At 36.3% G+C, this 19,386-nt stretch carries 20 protein-coding genes; 12 read left to right on the top strand and 8 right to left on the bottom strand.

The annotated features are described in order from the left end of the window. Position 1 precedes the first annotated feature (1 nt). Positions 2-523, bottom strand: a complete 522-nt coding sequence (locus tag MTZ49_RS15025) for a KdsC family phosphatase (RefSeq protein ID WP_264746264.1) — start codon at positions 521-523, stop codon at positions 2-4. Between the two features lie 2 nt (positions 524-525). Continuing rightward, positions 526-1,500 carry a KpsF/GutQ family sugar-phosphate isomerase gene (locus tag MTZ49_RS15020; RefSeq protein WP_264746263.1) on the bottom strand — a complete coding sequence of 325 codons (975 nt, stop codon included), beginning with the start codon at positions 1,498-1,500 and terminating at the stop codon, positions 526-528. A 178-nt stretch (positions 1,501-1,678) separates the two neighbouring features. Between MTZ49_RS15020 and MTZ49_RS15015 the strand changes: the two genes are divergently transcribed. The 7 genes from MTZ49_RS15015 to murA are packed head-to-tail and all read left to right on the top strand — an operon-like array spanning position 1,679 to position 6,408. Beyond that, complete coding sequence (locus tag MTZ49_RS15015; RefSeq protein WP_264746262.1) at positions 1,679-2,488, top strand: ATP-binding cassette domain-containing protein; 810 nt, start codon at positions 1,679-1,681, stop codon at positions 2,486-2,488. Then, positions 2,488-3,291 (top strand): lipid asymmetry maintenance ABC transporter permease subunit MlaE, encoded by an 804-nt coding sequence (gene mlaE / locus MTZ49_RS15010; protein ID WP_264746261.1) that lies wholly within the window; start codon positions 2,488-2,490, stop codon positions 3,289-3,291. Before MTZ49_RS15015 ends, mlaE begins: the two co-directional genes overlap by 1 nt. Continuing rightward, positions 3,291-3,833 carry an outer membrane lipid asymmetry maintenance protein MlaD gene (gene mlaD / locus MTZ49_RS15005; RefSeq protein WP_264746260.1) on the top strand — a complete coding sequence of 181 codons (543 nt, stop codon included), beginning with the start codon at positions 3,291-3,293 and terminating at the stop codon, positions 3,831-3,833. Before mlaE ends, mlaD begins: the two co-directional genes overlap by 1 nt. 18 nt (positions 3,834-3,851) lie before the next feature. Continuing rightward, positions 3,852-4,493 carry a phospholipid-binding protein MlaC gene (locus MTZ49_RS15000; protein ID WP_264746259.1) on the top strand — a complete coding sequence of 214 codons (642 nt, stop codon included), beginning with the start codon at positions 3,852-3,854 and terminating at the stop codon, positions 4,491-4,493. An 11-nt stretch (positions 4,494-4,504) separates the two neighbouring features. After that, complete coding sequence (locus tag MTZ49_RS14995; protein WP_264746258.1) at positions 4,505-4,858, top strand: lipid asymmetry maintenance protein MlaB; 354 nt, start codon at positions 4,505-4,507, stop codon at positions 4,856-4,858. A gap of 18 nt (positions 4,859-4,876) precedes the next feature. After that, positions 4,877-5,116, top strand: coding sequence for a BolA family protein (locus tag MTZ49_RS14990; RefSeq protein ID WP_264746257.1), 240 nt, complete (start codon positions 4,877-4,879; stop codon positions 5,114-5,116). 26 nt (positions 5,117-5,142) lie between these two features. After that, positions 5,143-6,408 (top strand): UDP-N-acetylglucosamine 1-carboxyvinyltransferase, encoded by a 1,266-nt coding sequence (gene murA, locus MTZ49_RS14985; RefSeq protein WP_264746256.1) that lies wholly within the window; start codon positions 5,143-5,145, stop codon positions 6,406-6,408. Between the two features lie 51 nt (positions 6,409-6,459). Here the strand turns inward: murA and MTZ49_RS14980 are convergent, their stop codons facing one another. Then, positions 6,460-7,848: an FAD-dependent oxidoreductase gene (locus tag MTZ49_RS14980; RefSeq protein WP_264746255.1), complete on the bottom strand. Its 1,389-nt coding sequence runs from the start codon at positions 7,846-7,848 to the stop codon at positions 6,460-6,462. Positions 7,849-8,104: 256 nt separating this feature from the next. Here MTZ49_RS14980 and hisG point away from each other — a divergent pair, with 256 nt between their 5' ends. The 4 genes from hisG to MTZ49_RS14960 all read left to right on the top strand — a co-directional run bounded on the left by hisG (position 8,105) and on the right by MTZ49_RS14960 (position 11,789). Then, positions 8,105-8,740 (top strand): ATP phosphoribosyltransferase, encoded by a 636-nt coding sequence (gene hisG / locus MTZ49_RS14975; protein WP_264746254.1) that lies wholly within the window; start codon positions 8,105-8,107, stop codon positions 8,738-8,740. Between the two features lie 24 nt (positions 8,741-8,764). Continuing rightward, positions 8,765-10,069 (top strand): histidinol dehydrogenase, encoded by a 1,305-nt coding sequence (hisD, locus tag MTZ49_RS14970; RefSeq protein ID WP_264746253.1) that lies wholly within the window; start codon positions 8,765-8,767, stop codon positions 10,067-10,069. After that, positions 10,069-11,145 (top strand): histidinol-phosphate transaminase, encoded by a 1,077-nt coding sequence (gene hisC, locus MTZ49_RS14965; RefSeq protein WP_264746252.1) that lies wholly within the window; start codon positions 10,069-10,071, stop codon positions 11,143-11,145. Before hisD ends, hisC begins: the two co-directional genes overlap by 1 nt. 95 nt (positions 11,146-11,240) lie before the next feature. Beyond that, entirely contained in the window at positions 11,241-11,789 is a 549-nt protein-coding gene (locus MTZ49_RS14960) for a GbsR/MarR family transcriptional regulator (protein WP_264746251.1), read from the top strand. A 1,348-nt stretch (positions 11,790-13,137) separates the two neighbouring features. Here MTZ49_RS14960 and MTZ49_RS14955 read toward each other — a convergent pair. The 4 genes from MTZ49_RS14955 to MTZ49_RS14940 form a co-directional block, all read right to left on the bottom strand. After that, the gene (locus MTZ49_RS14955) at positions 13,138-13,812 is read right to left on the bottom strand and encodes a LutC/YkgG family protein (protein ID WP_264746250.1); all 675 of its coding nucleotides are present in this window, start codon (positions 13,810-13,812) and stop codon (positions 13,138-13,140) included. Then, positions 13,812-15,263, bottom strand: coding sequence for a LutB/LldF family L-lactate oxidation iron-sulfur protein (locus MTZ49_RS14950; RefSeq protein WP_264746249.1), 1,452 nt, complete (start codon positions 15,261-15,263; stop codon positions 13,812-13,814). The genes MTZ49_RS14955 and MTZ49_RS14950 overlap by 1 nt, the downstream gene beginning before the upstream one ends. Continuing rightward, the gene (locus tag MTZ49_RS14945; RefSeq protein WP_264746248.1) at positions 15,256-16,086 is read right to left on the bottom strand and encodes a (Fe-S)-binding protein; all 831 of its coding nucleotides are present in this window, start codon (positions 16,084-16,086) and stop codon (positions 15,256-15,258) included. Before MTZ49_RS14945 ends, MTZ49_RS14950 begins: the two co-directional genes overlap by 8 nt. Positions 16,087-16,259: 173 nt before the next feature. Continuing rightward, the gene (locus MTZ49_RS14940) at positions 16,260-17,930 is read right to left on the bottom strand and encodes a lactate permease LctP family transporter (protein ID WP_264746247.1); all 1,671 of its coding nucleotides are present in this window, start codon (positions 17,928-17,930) and stop codon (positions 16,260-16,262) included. 208 nt (positions 17,931-18,138) lie between these two features. Between MTZ49_RS14940 and MTZ49_RS14935 the strand changes: the two genes are divergently transcribed. Next, the gene (locus MTZ49_RS14935) at positions 18,139-18,915 is read left to right on the top strand and encodes an FCD domain-containing protein (protein ID WP_264746246.1); all 777 of its coding nucleotides are present in this window, start codon (positions 18,139-18,141) and stop codon (positions 18,913-18,915) included. A gap of 31 nt (positions 18,916-18,946) precedes the next feature. On the opposite strand, the gene MTZ49_RS14930 is transcribed toward MTZ49_RS14935, so the two are convergent. Next, positions 18,947-19,270 carry a DMT family transporter gene (locus MTZ49_RS14930; protein WP_264746245.1) on the bottom strand — a complete coding sequence of 108 codons (324 nt, stop codon included), beginning with the start codon at positions 19,268-19,270 and terminating at the stop codon, positions 18,947-18,949. Positions 19,271-19,386 lie beyond the last annotated feature (116 nt).

The raw sequence follows: 19,386 nt of genomic DNA, 5'->3' as shown, positions 1-19,386 counted from the left end.
TTTATAAATACTGTTGTTGGAGAGTTTCTAATTGCTCTCGTGCTAGTAATATACGTTCGCAGAATTCACGAACAGCTCCTTTACCACCTTTCGCTTCAGTTACAGCCAAGGCATGTTGTTTAACAAAATTGTTGGCATTAGCTACTGCCATACCTATGCCCGCACATCTAATGGCTGGAAGGTCTGGTAGGTCGTCACCTAAATAAGCTACTTGCTCGTAGCTAAATGAGGTTTTTGCTAATAATTCATCTAATGCAGTCAATTTGTCTTCACGACCATGAAAATAGTGTTGGATACCAAGGTTTTTAACTCGATTTTCTACAACAGTACTACTGCGACCTGTAATTACAGCGGTTTGTATTCCCACTTGCATTAACATTTTAATACCTAAACCATCTAGGGTATTAAATGTCTTAAACTCAGTGCCATCAGGTAGAAAGTATAGACGACCATCAGTCATAACACCATCGACATCAAACACAGCGAGTTTGATTTTTTTAGCGCGTTCAGTGAAATGTAACATATTTAAATGACACCTGCTCGAGTTAGATCATGAATATGTAACACGCCGATTGGGTTTTGTTGCTCGTTAACAATAGGAAGTACACTGATTTTGTGGTCATCCATGATTTTTAATGCTTCTGCCGCTAGCATTTCAGGACGAGCTGTTTTACTGCGTGCAGTCATTACTTGCTCAATAGTGAGATGACGGATATCTGCATCGCGATCAAGGGTTCTTCTTAGGTCACCATCAGTAAATACACCCAGTAGTTTGTCCGCTGAGTCAACAACTAGTGCAATACCAAGTCCTACTCGTGACATTTCTAAAAGTGCTTCTTTAAGTGGGGTGGTGAGAGAAACTTTTGGTAACTCTTTACCTGTATGCATGATGTCAGACACTTTCAATAGTAAGCGACGGCCTAATGCGCCACCTGGATGTGAGAAAGCAAAGTCCTCAGCAGTAAAGCCTCTAGCCTCTAAAAGGGCAATAGCCAAGGCATCACCTAATACGAGAGTCGCTGTAGTAGAGGAAGTGGGGGCTAGGTTAAGAGGGCATGCCTCTTGGGTAACACTGACATCAAGATTTATATTGGCTGCTTGTGCTAATGGCGAGTTAACATTACCTGTCATGGTAATTAAAGTAATGCCTAAGCGTTTAATCAGTGGTAATAGGGTAGTTATTTCTGCTGTTGAGCCAGAGTTAGAAATGGCTAATACAATATCTTGTTTAGTAATCATGCCCATATCGCCATGACTGGCTTCAGCAGGATGTACAAAAAAAGCAGGAGTACCTGTACTGGCAAGTGTGGCAGCAATTTTACGACCAATATGCCCAGATTTACCAATACCTAATACAACAATACGACCTTGTGCACCTAAAATGAGTTTACAAGCTGTTACAAAATTCTCATTAATGTGTTCTTTTAATGACTTAATAGCTTGTAGCTCTAGCTCTATAGTGCGTTTGGCTGTTTCAATAAAGTTGAATTTGTTTTCCATTTAGTAACTACAATCTGGATGATTAAAAGTATAATTATAGCAATAAATTATTTTTATACGTAAATAATATTATTAAATTTAGTGTAGATTCATTTTATATTCTGAGTTATCGGTTAGAATAGAGAGATATCACTAATTAGATTACATTAAAAAGTAATAATAATTTAAGGAGAATAGAGTGTCGCCTAATAGCAGCTATGCTGTGGAATTACAAAATACGTCCTTTAAGCGTGGTGACCGTTATATTTTTAAAGATATTGATATGACCATTGCCCATGGCAAAATTACTGCCATTATGGGGCCATCTGGTTGTGGTAAAACAACCTTATTAAATTTAATCAGTGGTCAACTGTTACCAAATCAGGGAAAAGTGATGATTGACGGTAGGAATATTCCTGATCTAAGCCGTAGTGACTTATTTGATTTGCGTAAAGAAATGGGTGTGCTCTTTCAAAGTGGCGCACTTTTTACAGATATGAATGTTTTTGAAAATGTGGCTTTCCCTTTACGTATTCATACTGACTTGCCTGAACAGATGATTAGAGACATTGTCTTTATGAAGTTACAAGCAGTGGGTTTACGAGGTGCCGCTAATTTAGCACCTGATGAATTGTCTGGTGGGATGAAGCGTCGGGTGGCTTTAGCACGCGCTATTGCTATGGATCCACAAATTCTATTGTATGATGAACCTTTTGCAGGGCAAGATCCAATTGCCATGGGTGTACTAGTACGCCTAATTAAGTTATTAAATGATGCATTAGGTATTACCAGTATTATTGTATCCCATGATATTGATGAAACCTGTAGTATTGCTGACTATATTTATGTAGTAGGCAATGCGCAGGTATTAGGTCATGGTACACCTGAGGAGTTAAAACAGATGGATGATCCACGTGTTCGCCAGTTTATAATGGGTGAACCTGATGGGCCTATTCATTTTCAATTCCCAGCTGACGATTATCAAAAAGCATTACTGGGAGCTGATTAATGGAAAGCACAAGTAAAGGTTTATTAGGTCGCATCCAGTTATTAGGACGATCAGCTATTGATATTATAGCAAGCTTGGGTAATGCGGCTATTTTTCTAGCTATGTCATTGATAGGTCGACCTGGCCCAGGTAAACATTTTCAATTATTAGTGAAACAGATTTATTTTGTGGGTGTTTTATCACTGCCTATTATTGTTGTTTCAGGTCTATTTATTGGTATGATTATGGCCCTGCAAGGCTATAATATTCTAATTAGCTATGCTTCAGCAGAGGCTGTGGGCCAAGTGGTTGCTTTAAGTTTACTACGTGAATTAGGACCTGTAGTTACTGGGTTGTTATTTGCTGGCCGTGCAGGATCAGCATTAACGGCAGAAATTGGTAATATGAAGGCATCTGAACAGCTATCAGGTTTAGAAACCTTTGGTGTTGATCCACTCAAATATGTCATAGCCCCTCGTTTAATTGCGGGTTTTATTAGTATGCCATTACTAGCTACTATTTTCGTAGTGGTAGGTATTTGGGGTGGTGCAATGGTTGCCGTTGACTGGTTAGGAGTATTTGATGGTTCTTACTGGGGCAATATGCAAAGCAGTGTTCGTTTTGGTTATGATGTTTGTAATGGCTTGATAAAAGGTGTGGTGTTTGCCTTTGTTGCTACATGGATTGCGGTTTATCAAGGATATTCTTGTGAAGCGACTTCTGTAGGTATTAGTAGAGCTACTACCAAAACTGTGGTGTATTCATCATTAGCCATTTTAGGATTGGATTTTATTTTAACAGCATTAATGTTTGGAGAGATTTAATGAATAACCGTGCCCTTGAGATTACCGTAGGTCTTTTTGTATTGGCCGGTATATTGGCGCTTGCTTTGTTAGCATTTAGAGTGAGTGGTTTAACTTTAGGAGATACCGGTCAGGGTTCTTATAAAGTAACTGCTTATTTTGATAATGTGGATGGTTTAAAAGTGCGTTCACGTGTTGCTTTTGCTGGCGTAACAATTGGTAAAGTAACAGCTATTGAAATGGCGCCTAAACAGTATCAAGCTAAAGTAACTTTGGAGTTAAATGGTGATGTTAACTATTTACCTGAAGATTCTACTGCCATCATTTATACAGCAGGCCTATTAGGTGAAAAGTATGTGGGTTTTAGCTTAGGTGGTGAAGAAGAAGTATTAAAAGAGGGTTCTGTTATTAAAGATACGCAATCAACGCTAGTGTTAGAAGACTTAATTAACAAGTTTGTTATGGGTTCTGATGATAGTGGTAAAGAGGTTGCTAAACAATTACAGACAATGAATGATACTTTAAAAGAATTAGTTAAAACTAACCCAAATATTACTAATTAATCATAAGGAACTAAGAGAATGATGATTAAAAAATACAGCTATTTAATTTTTACATGTATATTAGCTATTTTTTCAACTGCTATTTTTGCAGCAGAGCAAACACCACAACAAGTAGTTCAATCCACAGTAGATGTGTTATTAAAGGATCTTAATGCCAATAGAGCAAAATATAAAAAAGATCCTGCTACATTCCATGAGTCATTACATAGTATTTTAAGTCCTGTAGTAGACGTGGATGGAGTAGCACGTAGTGTGATGACAGTAAAATATTCACGTCGTGCAACACCGCAACAAATGGAAACCTTTAAAACTAACTTTGAAAAAGGTTTAATGCAGTTTTATGGTAATGCTTTACTTGAGTATGAGAACCAAGGTATTAAAGTATTAAGAACTACTCCTACAGATAGTCCTGATCGTGTTAGTGTAGCGATGGAGTTAAGAGGTAATAACAATACTATTTATCCAGTTTCTTATACAATGGTTAAATTAGATGGTAAATGGGTCATTAGAAATGTTGTTGTTAATGGTTTAAATATTGGTAAATTATTCCGCGATCAATTTGCTAGTGAAATGCGTAATAATAACGATAACTTAGATTATGTTATTAACAATTGGGCTGATGCAGTAAAACGTGCTCAAGAATCAGCTGATAAAGATTAAGGTATCCATTTGTGAGTGATGTAACGACAAATACTACACTAGCTACCCTGAAAGAGGGTAGTACTGGTGAGTTATTACTTAGTGGGCAGTTAGATTATCGTAGTGGTAAACATCTTTATGAGCAAAGTGAAACTATTATTAAAAATAGTTCAGCTAATGCTTTTACATTAGATTGCTCAGGTGTTACACGTACTAGTAGTGTGGGATTGTCACTTGTTTTATCATTAATTCGTGATGCTAAAAAAGCAGGTAAGAGCCTGACCATTAAATCATTAACCGAAGACTTGGATGAAATTGCTAAGTTTTCAGGAGTAACAGAAATATTACCTTTGGCTGATGATTTTAAGGTAGTAAATGTAAATTAAGTATAGTGGGATAAGTGAATGCAACCAGCGGAAGTTAAGAAATTTTTAGAGGAACAACTACTAAATTCACAGGTTGAAGTGGAAGGTGAAGGCTGTAATTTTCAACTAAATATTATTAGTGATGAGTTATGTGCGTTAAGCCCTGTTAAGCGTCAACAACAAATTTATAGCCATCTTAATCCTTGGATTGCTGATGGACGTATTCATGCAATTACTATGAAGTTTTATACACGTAGTGATTGGGCAGAACGTAATTAAGATCATAATTATTTAGAGAGAATTGAATGGATAAGTTAAAGATTACAGGTGGTGTTGCGCTTAATGGTGAAATACGTATTTCTGGTGCAAAAAACTCGGCTTTACCTATTTTAGCTTGTACCCTATTAGGGGATACGCCCTCCACTGTATCTAATTTACCGCACTTGCATGATATTACAACCATGATTGAGCTTTTTGGCTGTATGGGTATTCAGCCTACTATCGATGAAAAGCTTAGTTTAGAAGTAGATGCATCAACGATTAAAACCCTAGTAGCGCCCTATGATTTAGTGAAAACTATGCGAGCATCTATTCTGGTATTAGGCCCAATGCTTGCTCGTTTTGGTAAAGCAGAAGTAGCATTACCTGGTGGTTGTGCGATTGGTTCCCGACCTGTAGATTTACATGTACGCGGTCTTGAAGCTATGGGTGCGATCATCAATATCGAGGATGGTTATATTAAGGCAGAATTACCACCAGAAGGCTTGCATGGTGCTAATTTCCTATTCGATACAGTGAGTGTAACAGGTACAGAAAATTTAATGATGGCTGCAGCACTGGCTAAAGGCCAAACGGTTTTACAAAATGCTGCTAAAGAGCCTGAAGTGATTGACCTTGCTAATATGATTAATCAAATGGGTGGTCATATTGCTGGTGCAGGTACAGATACTATTACTATTAATGGTGTTGAGCGTTTACAAGGTACTAATTTTCGAGTGATGCCAGACCGTATTGAAACAGGTACTTACCTTGTTGCTGCTGCTATTACAGGTGGTAAAGTTAAGTTAAAAGATACTGATCCACATATTCTTGAAGCCGTTTTACTAAAACTACAAGAAGCTGGCGCATTTATAGATACAGGTAAAGATTGGATTGCCTTAGATATGAAAGGTAATCGCCCTAAAGCCGTTAATATTCGTACAGCACCTTATCCTGCTTTCCCTACCGATATGCAAGCTCAGTTTATTGCTTTAAATGCAATAGCAGAGGGTACAGGTACCGTAACAGAAACGATTTTTGAAAATCGTTTTATGCATGTTTATGAAATGAATCGTATGGGCGCTCATATTCTTATCGAGGGTAATACAGCTATTGTGATGGGTGTTGATAAGATAAAAGGTGCACCTGTTATGGCTACAGATTTACGTGCTTCTGCTAGCTTGGTATTAGCGGGCTTAGTGGCTGAAGGTGAAACCTTAATTGATCGTATCTATCATATTGACCGCGGTTACGAATGTATCGAAGAAAAATTACAACTATTAGGTGCTAAGATTAAGCGTGTTGCAGGTTAAATATTATAGTTTATGTAGATAAAAGGAATTTTATCTACATAACTACAAGTATTAATTATCATTATATCTATCTAGTAACTTATTTCTAAACTTATTGCTCGGATCAACTTGTTGCTTTAACTTAAAAAATTGTTGAGCATTAGGGTAAGCCCTGTTAAATTGTTCTTTGCTAGCATGTATTTGGTAGGGTAAATAATAACTACCTTGGCAACTAAGTACTGCATCAATCAATTGTCTTGTCCATTCTCCTACCTTAGCTTTTGCCTGTGCTGTGGTTGCTTGTTGATAATAAATAACAAAAGCAAATACATCTGTTTTTGCCCAAGCAAGCAATGAACCGCTATCTTGTTTAGCATGGCGAATGGAAATATTAATTACATTGACTTTATTGGCACGTAATATCTTTATTAATTTAGGATAAAAATTATCAAACTGTTCAATAGGAACAAAGTATTCTTGTAATACAAAACTGCTATCTTGGGTTGCGATAGGGCCTAACTCTGCTACATTGTAACTAGCTTCATAATTACGCCATACTACCAGTTCTTTACGATAATCTGTTTTGTCATAGAGTTTTCTTAATTGCTTACCTAGATTATTAGAGGTGACGATAGCTATTTGTTTGTGTAGTTTAGAGTAGTCCTGATTTTTGTCTTGTAGTCTATCAGTAATAGTCAGTGGTTTATTAGTCTTAATATAGGTAACTGCACGTACTTGTTTATAGTCAGGTGGATAGATAACAGTATTATGAAAAACAGCCTCTTTGTTGTTGCTGATATTTTTTAAAAAATATATTTTATATTGGTTGATGGGCATAAGTTGGCTAATACGCTCTAATTTATTATTTTCTACAAGCTGTAAAGTAGCTTCAGTAATTACACCTAAACCACCATAACCACCAATGGCACCATAAAAAATTGTTGTGTTTTGAGTAGGGCTAGCAGTAATGAGTGAGCCATCAGCAAGCACTATTTTTATTTGTTTAACTGATAGAATTAATGGACCTTCACCTACATAACGACCATGTACATTAACTCCTAATGAACCACCTACAGTAAAGTCTGCATAGCTTTGCATAATTTTAACTGATAGGTTATAGGGATCTATTTGTTCTTGTATTTGGCGCCAATTAACACCTGTTTCAATAGTAATTTCTTTGTTATCTGGATCAAAAGCAATAATATGATTAAGGTGATTAATATCTATTTGTAGTGCTTGTTCAGTAGCTGTTTGGCCACCCATACTATATTTTCCACCAGCAATAGCAATAGGTCCATGATGATTTTTTATCAGTTCAACAACTTCAGTAGTAGAGGTAGGTTGTGCTATTTTAGCGACACTAATAGGTGTTAGTTGAGTAATATCATTAACAATGACACTATCTGCAAGAACAACGTGATGCCATAAAATAAATAAAACATAGATGGCCAGTTTTTTCACTTCTCTTTTATCCTTGAGTTAAATTGTTAATGTTATAAATATAATAAGAAAAGGTATTAATAGAAACTAAGTTTTATCAATACCTTATACAAAAAATAATATTAGAAATATTTGATCAGCGTATTGGGTTGAAACAATACACTTAATTCTCTTTTTATAAGTTAACAGATATTTAATAGGGAATTTATAGCATTGTTTGCCAAGAAAAGCCATAATAACGGTTAACCGATAAAAATTTAAAAGTTAAGTGTTTATTATGTTAACCATTGCATTATCAAAAGGACGTATTCTTGATGAAACTCTGCCGTTATTAGCAGAGGCAGGGATTGTACCTACCGAAAATCCAGAAAAAAGCCGTAAATTGATTATCCCTACTAGCCAAGCTGATGTGCGTATTCTAATAGTACGTGCTACTGATGTGCCTACTTATGTGGAGTATGGTGCAGCCGATTTAGGCGTAGCAGGTAAGGATGTATTATTAGAATATGGTGGTGATGGCCTTTATGAGCCATTGGATTTAAAAATCGCCCAATGTAAATTAATGACAGCCGGTGTAACAGGTAAGCCAGAGCCCAAAGGTCGCTTAAAAGTAGCCACTAAGTTTGTTAATGTGGCTAAAAATTATTATGCTGAGCAAGGCCGCCAAGTGGATATTATTAAACTCTATGGTTCTATGGAGTTAGCGCCATTGGTAGGTTTGGCAGATAAAATTATTGATGTGGTAGATACAGGTAACACATTAAGAGCCAATGGCTTAGAGCCACAGGAAATAATTGCTTATATTAGTTCACGGTTGATCGTTAATAAAGCTGCTATGAAGATGCAACATCATCGTATTCAAGCATTAATTGATACGTTACGTAAGGCTGTAGAATCTAGAAAAGAATCTTAAAAGTAACGAGGGGAAGATAAAACAATGTCAGTTAAGATACGTCGTTTGTCCTATAACCAAGCTGATTTCTCTAAGCAAATGAATGATTTGCTTAGTTGGGAAAGTGTTTCTGATGATACAGTTAATGGTCGTGTATTAGAGATTATTAGCGAAGTAAGAAAACGTGGTGATGCAGCTGTTGTTGAATATACTCAAAAGTTTGACCGTGTATCTGCTAAATCTATGGCAGAGCTAACTTTTGATAGAGAACGTATTCAGCAATCATTAGCAAGAATTAATCCAGAACAGCGGAAATCATTAGAGTTAGCAGCCGAACGAGTACGTTTATACCATGAGCATCAAAAACAAGACTCATGGCGTTATACTGAAGCTGATGGCACGGTATTGGGTCAAAAAATTACGCCTTTAGATCGTGTAGGTTTGTATGTACCAGGTGGTAAAGCTTCCTATCCTTCCTCGGTAATTATGAATGCTATTCCAGCCAAAGTAGCAGGTGTACCTGAGGTAGTGATGGTAGTGCCAACACCTGATAATGAGGTAAATGATATTGTGTTAGCTGCTGCTGCAGTAGCAGGTGTGGATAGGGTCTTTGCTATTGGTGGAGCGCAAGCTGTTGCCGCTTTGGCTTATGGTACAGAAACAGTACCTCCTGTCGATAAAATTGTAGGCCCAGGTAATATTTATGTGGCAACTGCTAAACGCCATGTCTTTGGTAAAGTGGGCATTGATATGATTGCAGGCCCTTCCGAAATATTAGTGGTGTGTGATGGTGGTACTAATCCTGATTGGATTGCTATGGATTTATTCTCACAAGCTGAACATGATGAAGATGCACAAGCTATTTTAATTTCTCAGGATAAAGCCTTTATTGATCAGGTTATCGAGAGTATTAATAAATTACTGCCTACTATGGAGCGTGCAGAGATTATTAGAACCTCTTTGGAAGCAAGGGGTGCGTTAATTCATGTAGATACTAAAGAGCAAGCTTTGGAAGTAGCTAATATCATTGCACCAGAACATTTGGAGTTATCGGTAGCTGATCCTGAAGACTGGTTGCCAGAGATTCGCCATGCAGGTGCTATTTTTATGGGACGTTATACTGCTGAATCCATTGGTGATTATTGTGCAGGGCCGAACCATGTATTACCTACTTCAGGTACAGCACGTTATTCTTCGCCTTTAGGTGTTTATGATTTCCAAAAACGTTCTTCAATTATTTTTTGTTCAGAGCAGGGAGCTGCTGAGTTGGGTAAAACAGCTTCGGTATTAGCTCGTGGTGAGTCATTAACTGCACATGCCCGTAGTGCTGAATATAGGATGAAAAAGTAATGAATAAATATTGGAGTTCCTTAGTTAATAAGTTAACCCCTTATGTGCCAGGAGAGCAGCCAAAGTTAGCTAAGTTAGTAAAATTAAATACTAATGAAAATCCTTATGGTCCATCTCCTAAAGTATTAGAAGCTATTAAGGAAGTAGCTACTGATAGCTTACGTTTGTATCCTGATCCCAATAGTGACCAGTTAAAGCAAAGCGTTGCTAACTATTATGATTTAGATGCTAACCAAGTTTTTGTTGGTAATGGATCTGATGAGGTATTAGCTATAGTATTTCAAGCGTTATTTAAACACGATGATGAAGAGCGCCCTTTACTATTTCCTGATATTAGCTATAGTTTTTATCCTGTGTATTGTGGTTTATATGATATTCACTTTACAGCTGTTGAGTTAGATGAATTATTCCAAATCAAAGTGAAAAGTTATCTAAGACCTAATAGCGGTATTATTTTTCCTAATCCTAATGCACCAACAGGTATTCTATTATCATTAGAGGATATTGCGGAGCTATTAGAAGCGAATACTGAGTCAGTAGTAGTGATTGATGAAGCATATATTGATTTTGGTGGTGAAACAGCTGTTGCTTTAATTAATCAGTATCCTAACTTATTGATTGTACAAACGCTTTCTAAATCAAGATCTTTAGCTGGTTTACGAGTAGGGTTAGCGTTGGGTAATACTGAGCTGATTGAAGCTTTAGAGAGAGTAAAAAATAGTTTTAACTCTTATCCATTAGATCGTTTAGCACAAGCAGGTGCGGTTGCAGCCTTTGAGGATGTGGAATATTTTAATGAAATTTGTCAGACTATTATTGAGGATAGAGAGTCCTTAGTAGCAGCGCTTGAGCAATTACAGTTTAGAGTATTACCATCAGCTGCTAACTTTGTATTTGCACGTCATACTAAATTAGATGCAGAGTTATTAGCCACTAAATTGCGTAATAGGGGCATTATTGTTCGTTATTTTAATAAAGCGCGTATTAATCAATTTTTACGTATCACTGTAGGCACTTTAGAGCAGAATCAACAGTTAATTGATGCAATCGTTGAGATAATGCAAGAAACTGAATAAAAGTGATAGCCTATAAGGGATAATCATTGATTATCCCTTTTTTATAATTCATTATTTCTGTAACTACAGAAATTAAGAAAATTTACAGGTTGATTATGATGAAACTAACACCTATTACTGAGAGATTTATTCTACATTGGGGTGAAATGGGGCCAAAATGGGGAGTGAATCGTACGGTAGCACAAATCCAAGCCCTTCTTTTTTTATCTGATGAACCACTGAATGCGGAAGATATTTGCCAGATTCTTAATGTTGCACGTTCTAATGTGAGTAATAGTATTAAAGAATTGCAGTTGATGAAGTTAATTAAAGTAGTACAAAAAATTGGTGATCGCCGAGACTATTTTGAATGCCAAAAAGATGTGTGGGAATTAGTTAGAACCATTATAAAAGAACGCAAAGAAAACGAGTTTGATCCTACCATAGCTACCTTAAAAGGTTATATGGAGGAGGATAGTTTTGCTCAAGAATCAAAATCTACGCAAAAACGTATTAAAGATACTTTAGAACTAATGCAAGTCATGGATAGTTGGGTTGATGAAATGCTAAAACTTTCCCCTGAAACAGTGCTAAAAATTATGAAATTAGGTGCCAAAGTACAGAAGTTAATTCGTGGTGATAAAGAAAAAAAGGTCAGTAAATAGTTGGTGAAATAGTGTTATAGCAGGGCTATAACACTATCATTTTTATTAACGAAATGATTTATTTAGTGCAAGTTTTGTAAAAAGATACATAATCCAAATGGAGAGTGATATTGCAAATAAGAAGATACTATATATTATAAGATATGCATTAAGGCCTATCCTCTTATCTATAGCAAAAACGATAATAAATAATGTAAGAATACTAAAAAATAAATAGTGAAATATTTTATAGAAATTATTATTAACTTTGTTGGCCAGTTTAAATATGAGAATAAAGGCAATGATATAAAAGAAGATTATAAAAATAATATAAGTATGATGTATCAATTCAGCAATTTGATAGAACATATTATAAGATAATACATTTTTAATTAAGATAATGATTGCAAAGATAATAAGATTTAAAATTATATAGCATAACATGGTAATGCTATATGCTTTGACAGTATTAATAGCATAAAAATCACTGTTACAAGATGATTTTAGATGGTTATAAGTCCATGTATAAAGATAAATAGAAGCTATAATACTAGAAATAATAAGATAGATTAGATCTTTCTTAACAGCATAAGAGTAAGGGTTTGTAAATGTTGAGTAATTGGCATAGGCAAAGAATGTACAAAAGACAAGTAAACTATAAATAGTAGCTATTAAATATTGGTTCAATACTGGATTAATTGTTATAGGATTAGGGGTTATATTGCATTTTTTAAAATAAAAATTACTAATCAAACCAACACAAACAATAAATATTGTTTTAAAGGTTAAGGTAATTATTTGAATTAATAATATTGCTATAGTGAAGTCGGCCAGCTCAAAAAAAAGGTAGCTAGTTTTAGGTAATACAACAGTAAATAAAATCATCATCATAATGAAAATAGTAATAGTTGTGCCTAAAACATAAAGTATATTATTTTTAGTGATTGATATGAGCGAGTATTGCATTGTAAAAAGTAATACAACTAGGAAAAGCGGTAATAATGTAGAAAAGATTAGATTATAAGAGCAATATGAAATAAAAAATGTAAAAGGATTTATAAAGTTAGGTTTTAAAATGATGGATTTTGTCACTGGATCAAAATTCATAAAGACAGTAAATAAATAATTGTAAAGAATATAAAGAATTACTGAAAGTAAAGGAAGTATAAACAGTTTTAGAGAGTTCTTGTGCATAAGATTAATTAATCCATTATAAAAATAGCTTATATAAATAACAGGGAATATTTTAGGGTAAAAGGGTTAATTGATTATTAATCAACAGTGAAAAAATAAGGAATGATTTTAAATTATGATAATGATAAGAAATGGTGATTAAAAAAGGGCTAAAAAAGATTAGCCCTAAGAGTGATTAAACATCTACTAAGATAAGTACAATTAATTCTTTTGGGCCATGTGCACCATAAGCCAGTACCTGCTCAATATCAGCAGTTTTGGAGGGGCCAGAAATTAGTAAAGCATTAGTTGGGGTATTCTCCACCCAATTTAATTTTTGTTGGGCATCATAGAAGTTATCAACAATCTTACTGGCTTCTAAAATAGCAAAGTGAATAGGTGGCACTAGACTCATTAAACGAGGTTCTTCTCTATTTGGCCATACAATTAAACTACCTGTAGCCGCAATACCACCCAAAGTACTGGTAATACTAGATTCAATCTCAAAGAATAGTTCATTTTTCCATTCATCCACTAAGCGATCGTAAAGTTTTAGAGTAGGAAGGTCGGTATTTTGCTGCCAATAGTTATCTATTTGTTTACCCCACTCAGTAGTAGGTGCATAAAGTAGGTTGTTTACTTGTTTTTGCTTAAGTAAATCAGCAAATAAAGCTACCCAGCTTGCTTTAGTGGTTTGATGAATTTCCGTGCGTACAGATTCCATCATGGTTCGTAATTGTTTAATTTTGCCTTGCGTATCACCATACGACCAAGGTTTAGTGACTAATTCAACATTAAAATCGTCAGGGCGAGGTGTGGTACCTTCAAGGCTGGTACGCAACTTTTTTAGAATATTTTCACGAGCAGTCATTATTGTTCTCCTAAGTGCTTACGTGCTAATTCATGAAGAGTATGCTTAGCTGGCTTAGCTTTGCTATGGTTTTGTGACCAAGCCATTATATTAGGGGTTAATGCCCTAAAACGAGTAGCCAATAGGCTAAAGTTCCGATATAACGCAGGTTTGGTATTCAGTGTTTTCCAAACTTTCCACATTAATCTTTCTTTACGCGAGAAGCGTGCACCTTGCCCTTTAACAGTATGAGGTGTTTCTTCAGGCGGACGAACATCTTCTTCACGAAGTCTGCGTAATAATTCAGGGATAGGGATTTTTACAGGACAAACTTCACCGCAAGCACCGCAAAGGGTTGAGGCAATAGGTAAGTCTTCAGTTTTATCGAGTCCCATTAAATGAGGAGAGATAATTTTACCAATGGGGCCAGGATATACCGTGCCATAAGCTTGCCCGCCGATACGGGTATAAACAGGGCAATGGTTCATACAAGCACCGCAACGGATGCAATTAAGGGTTTGTCTTAATTGTGCATCAGCAAAAGCTTGGGTACGACCATTATCTAATAAGACTAAATGGACTTCTTCTGGGCCATCCAGTTCGTCAGCTTTACGTGGACTGGAGATTAAGTTTACATAGGTTGTAATGGCTTGGCCTAATGCTGAGCGAGTGAGTAAAGAAACAAGGGCTACGGTATCACGCAAGTTTTCTACTACTTTTTCAATACCTGTAATAGCAATATGAACAGGTGGTACAGTGGTAGACATGCGGCCATTACCTTCGTTTTCCACTAAGAAAAGTGAGCCTGTTTCTGCTACTGCAAAGTTTACCCCTGAAATACCGATGTCAGCTTCAAAGAATTTTTGACGTAAAATCTTACGGCCTGTTTGAATTAGGGTATCTACATCATCAGTGTATTGGGTGTGTAGTTTATTTTCAAATAGATGGCCTACTTGCTTAGCACTTTTGTGAATGGCTGGCACAATAATATGGGAAGGGCGCTCATGGTCTAATTGGATAATATATTCACCCATATCAGATTCTAACGCTTCAATACCATGATGCTGTAGATAGTGGTTCATGTTCAGTTCTTCACTGACCATGGACTTACCCTTAATAAAGTGTTTAGCTTGGCGACGCTGAGCAATTTCCAAAATAATTTGGTTAGCTTGATCTGTAGTTTCAGCCCAATGTACTTGTACACCTTGTTTAGTTAGATTTGCCTCAAGCTTTTCTAATAAATCAGGTAGTTTAGAAAGGGCTCGAGCACGAATATGGTTACCTAGTTCACGTAGGTGTTCACGTTCATATTCATCACTCATGGAAGCTAAACGTTTAGTCATTAGCGAGTCCATAGCAGAGCGCATATTATGGCGTAACTGTTGGTTGCCTAGCGCTTGGTGAGCATTTTCTTTAAAATGTTGGCTTAACGCATCAAATACAGGAATACGATGTTGATCTTGATTACTCATCACTAGTGCCTCCTGTACGTAACCAAAGGAATGTAGCTAGATGTTGTCCCCTAAGGGCTTCATTTTGCTTTTCAAAAGAACCATTAATATTCATTAAACAACCACAATCAGCAGTCACTACTTGGCTGGCACCTGAGTCTTTCAGTGCTTTAGTTTTATCTAATACCATAGCACCTGAAATATCAGTCATTTTTACTGAGAAAGTACCACCAAAACCGCAGCATTCACTTTCATGGTCATGGTTGACACGTTCTACATTATCTAGTTGAGCTAATAGTTCCCGAACATGTAAGTGAGTATTCATTTCACGACGTGCTGCACAAGAAGTATGTAAGGCAATTTTGGTATGTGGCCCTTGATCTTTAAGTTGGATTTTACTGACATACAGTAAAAACTCACCAAACTCATAAATGCGTTCACTTAAGGCATTTACTTTCTCTAGAGTTTCAGGCTCATCTTTAAATAATTCTTTGTAATGATGGCGCATCATTCCCGCACATGAGCCAGAGGGGATAACCACAGGCCAATCGTGTTCAAATAGTTTTATTTGCGCGCGAGCTACTTCTTTTGCTTCTTCGGTATAACCTGAGGAGTAGGCCGGTTGGCCACAACAACCTTGGTCTTGAGGGTAATGTACTTTGATACCTTCACGCTCAATAACACGAATGGCATCTAAACCTGCATTGGGAAACATAATATCAATAACACAGGTGCCAAATAGATAAATATCCGTTGGTTTTTCTGTTGGATATTGACGGGGTTCAGGCAGAGAGGGAGCTACACGAGTTGCATTAGGTGCAGCGTCATAAAATAAATTACTCATCAGGTTATCCTCTGGTTTTTACCAGTTTTTATCGCTATCCCCTAGCTTTTTATACTTTGTTGAATGACTATTTGTAATGTCTTCAGCCATTCGCCTTGTCTAAAAAGCTATGGAAATAACTATCTCAAAATATGTAAATCTAACAGGACAATCACGGTAGTCCTGTTGGGTTATTAATGGGTATAAATCATCCAAGGAAATACATAAGATTGTAATAAATTTATAAGTCCTACAATTACAGCAAAGAAGATACTGTGCTTCACGGTAAAACGGAATAAATCAGATTCTTTACCCACTTGGTTAGTGGCAGCACAAGCTACTGCAATAGATTGTGGAGAAATCATTTTACCTGTTACACCACCACTGCTATTAGCGGCTACCATCAGTGTGTCTGATAAACCTAATTGATGAGCAGTATTAGCTTGTAAAGAACCAAATAATGCATTAGCAGAAGTATCAGAACCTGTTAGGAATACGCCTAACCAACCTAAGAAAGGTGAAAAGAATGGGAAGGCAATACCAGTGCTAGCAAGTACAAGTGCCATTGTTACAGACATACCTGAGTTGTTAGTCACATAAGCAAAGCCTAATACCATGCCGATAGAGAATATAGACCATTTTAATTCTTTAATAGTTTCCCAAAATGTACAGAGTGCTGATTTGGGGTTAATTCTTAAAATGATGATAGAAATAATAGCAGCGATTAAGATGGCTGTACCTGTAGCCGCCACCACATCAAATACAAATAAGTTTTTAATATGGTTAATTCCCGAGCCTGTAGGATCAGCTACAGCAATGGGGGCTGATTTGGTAATTTGAATGCCATCAAATACAAATTGGGCACTAAATACACTTAAAGCATCTTTAATAGTTTTTAAAGTCCATACACTAACCATAATGGTTAGCACAATAAAAGGCGACCATGCTAAAAGAATTTGTTTAAAACTATAGGGTAGGGGTTGTTTTTCTTTAGTACCAGTAGCAATGCTTGCCGTACCATCACCATTAATAGCTAGTTCTGCACTACCTTTTGGTTGCCAAACTTGTAATAAGGCAGTTAAGCAAAGCATACTCACTAATGCCGAAGTAATGCCTGCTAGCTCATAACTGATATAGTGAGCAGTAATATATTGCACAATAGAGAAACTAAAGCCTGTCACTAATGTGGCTGGTAAGGTTTGTTTAACACCTTTGACACCATCCATAATAAATACAATCCACATGGGTACAAAGGCAGCTAAGAAGCAGAGTTGACGACTAGTCATGGCACCTACTTCGTGGGCATCAATACCGCTTACAGAACCAGCAACAGTAATAGGAATACCAAGAGCACCAAAAGCAACAGGGGCAGTATTAGCAATTAAACATAAACCAGCGGCATAAATAGGGTTAAAACCAAGACCAACTAATAGTGCTGCTGTAATGGCAACAGGTGCACCAAAACCAGCAGCACCCTCTAGGAAACCACCAAAACAGAAACCGATTAATAGCACTTGTAGGCGTTTATCATCAGTAATATAGACAATGGAGTCACGGATAATATCGAACTGACCACTTTTTACGGTGAGCTTGTATAAAAATACGGCTCCAATAATGATCCATGCTATTGGCCATAACCCATATAGAAATCCATGAGCTGCGGAGAGTAAAGCCATTTTGGCAGGCATACCAAAAGCTACGATAGCAACAATAATAGATAAGATAAGTGTTATAGCACCTGCTATATGACCTTTTAATCTTAAAACAGTTAAGGCTAAAAAGAAAAATATTACAGGGATTGTGGCTACAAAGGCTGATAGGTAAATATTTCCAAAAGGATTATAGATGTGTTCCCATATTTGCATGAGTGGCTTGCCTCTTTATAGTGTTTATTATAAAGTTAGTTCTATTGTTATTTTGGTCAATTGGTAAGACCAATTTCAATTTATGTATATTAGATTAAAGGTTTATTGACTAATTAGTCAACTATTCTTTGTAAGACTTTTGTAGAGTTTGAAGTAATAAGTTAGAATTATTCGGATAAGTTGCTTGATAGACAAGAAAGAGACATTAATGGCCCAACAATTGGTAAAAAATAGAAAAATATCTGATGACATTGTTGAACGTTTAGAACAAATGATTTTAGAAGGTATATTTGCAACGGGTACACGTTTACCTGCTGAACGTAAGTTGGCTGAGCAATTTGGTGTTTCTAGACCTTCTTTAAGAGAAGCGTTAAAAAAGTTAGCAGCAAAAGGGCTCATTACCAGTAAGCAAGGTGGTGGTAACTATGTGGCAGAAGGTGTAGGTCAATTATTTAAAGACCCTATCTTAAATTTATATGAAGAATACCCTGATGCACAACGAGATTTATTGGAGTTTCGTCATACCTTAGAAGCTTCCAGCGCTTATTATGCAGCGCAACGTGCTACAGCCTTAGATTTAGAACGTTTAAAAAAGGCTTTTGAGTCTATTGAAAAACGTTATTTAGATAAAAATAGCACACAACAGCAGGAAGCAGAAGCAGATGCTAATTTTCATTTAGTAATTGCTGAAACAAGCCATAATATGGTATTACTGCAAATTATGAGAATGCTCTGTGATTTAGTAAAACAAAATATTATCACCAGTATTTTTGGCTTACATGCCTATAGTACAGAAGCACGTGATAGTTTAATGGAACAACATAGAGCATTGTATGAAGCTATAAAAAATGGTGACCCTGAGCAAGCCAAATTAGCAGCAAGTACACATATTGATTATGTTCGTACAGTCTGGGATGAAATGGCACAAGAGCAAAAGCGTATGGCTCAGTCAGCAAGAAGGGAACGGCTTAGCCAGAAGCAATAATAGGGGCTGTTTAGCCCCTGTTATGTATACTTTAAGAAGTATGGGCAGTTATTTTCATTAATACCATACCTGAGATAATAAGTATTGCTGCTAAGATACGTAAAGCACTTATTTGTTCATTTAAGAACATAATACCTACTATAAATGCACCTACTGCACCAATACCTGTCCATATTACATAGGCTGTACCTAATGGCAAACTACGCATTGCATAAGCTAATAATACAAAGCTAGCAATCATAGCAACAATAGTAATAATGGAAGGGGTAAGGTTTCTAAAGCCATCAGAGACTTTCATGAAATATGACCAAACAACTTCAAGTAGGCCAGCGGCTAATAAAGCAAACCATGCCATATATAATACTCTCTATTAGATAGGGTCAGGTCGTCCTGAAGTTATTGCGAAAAGAGAAAGGTCGTCCTTTCTGTCAGTCATTATAACATAAAGATTGAACACTGTAGGATAGCCTT

The organism is Entomomonas sp. E2T0 (assembly GCF_025985425.1).
Classification (GTDB): Bacteria; Pseudomonadota; Gammaproteobacteria; order Pseudomonadales; family Pseudomonadaceae; genus Entomomonas.
Note: the sequence above shows the minus strand (reverse complement) of the source record. Positions and strands in the feature narration are given on the sequence as shown.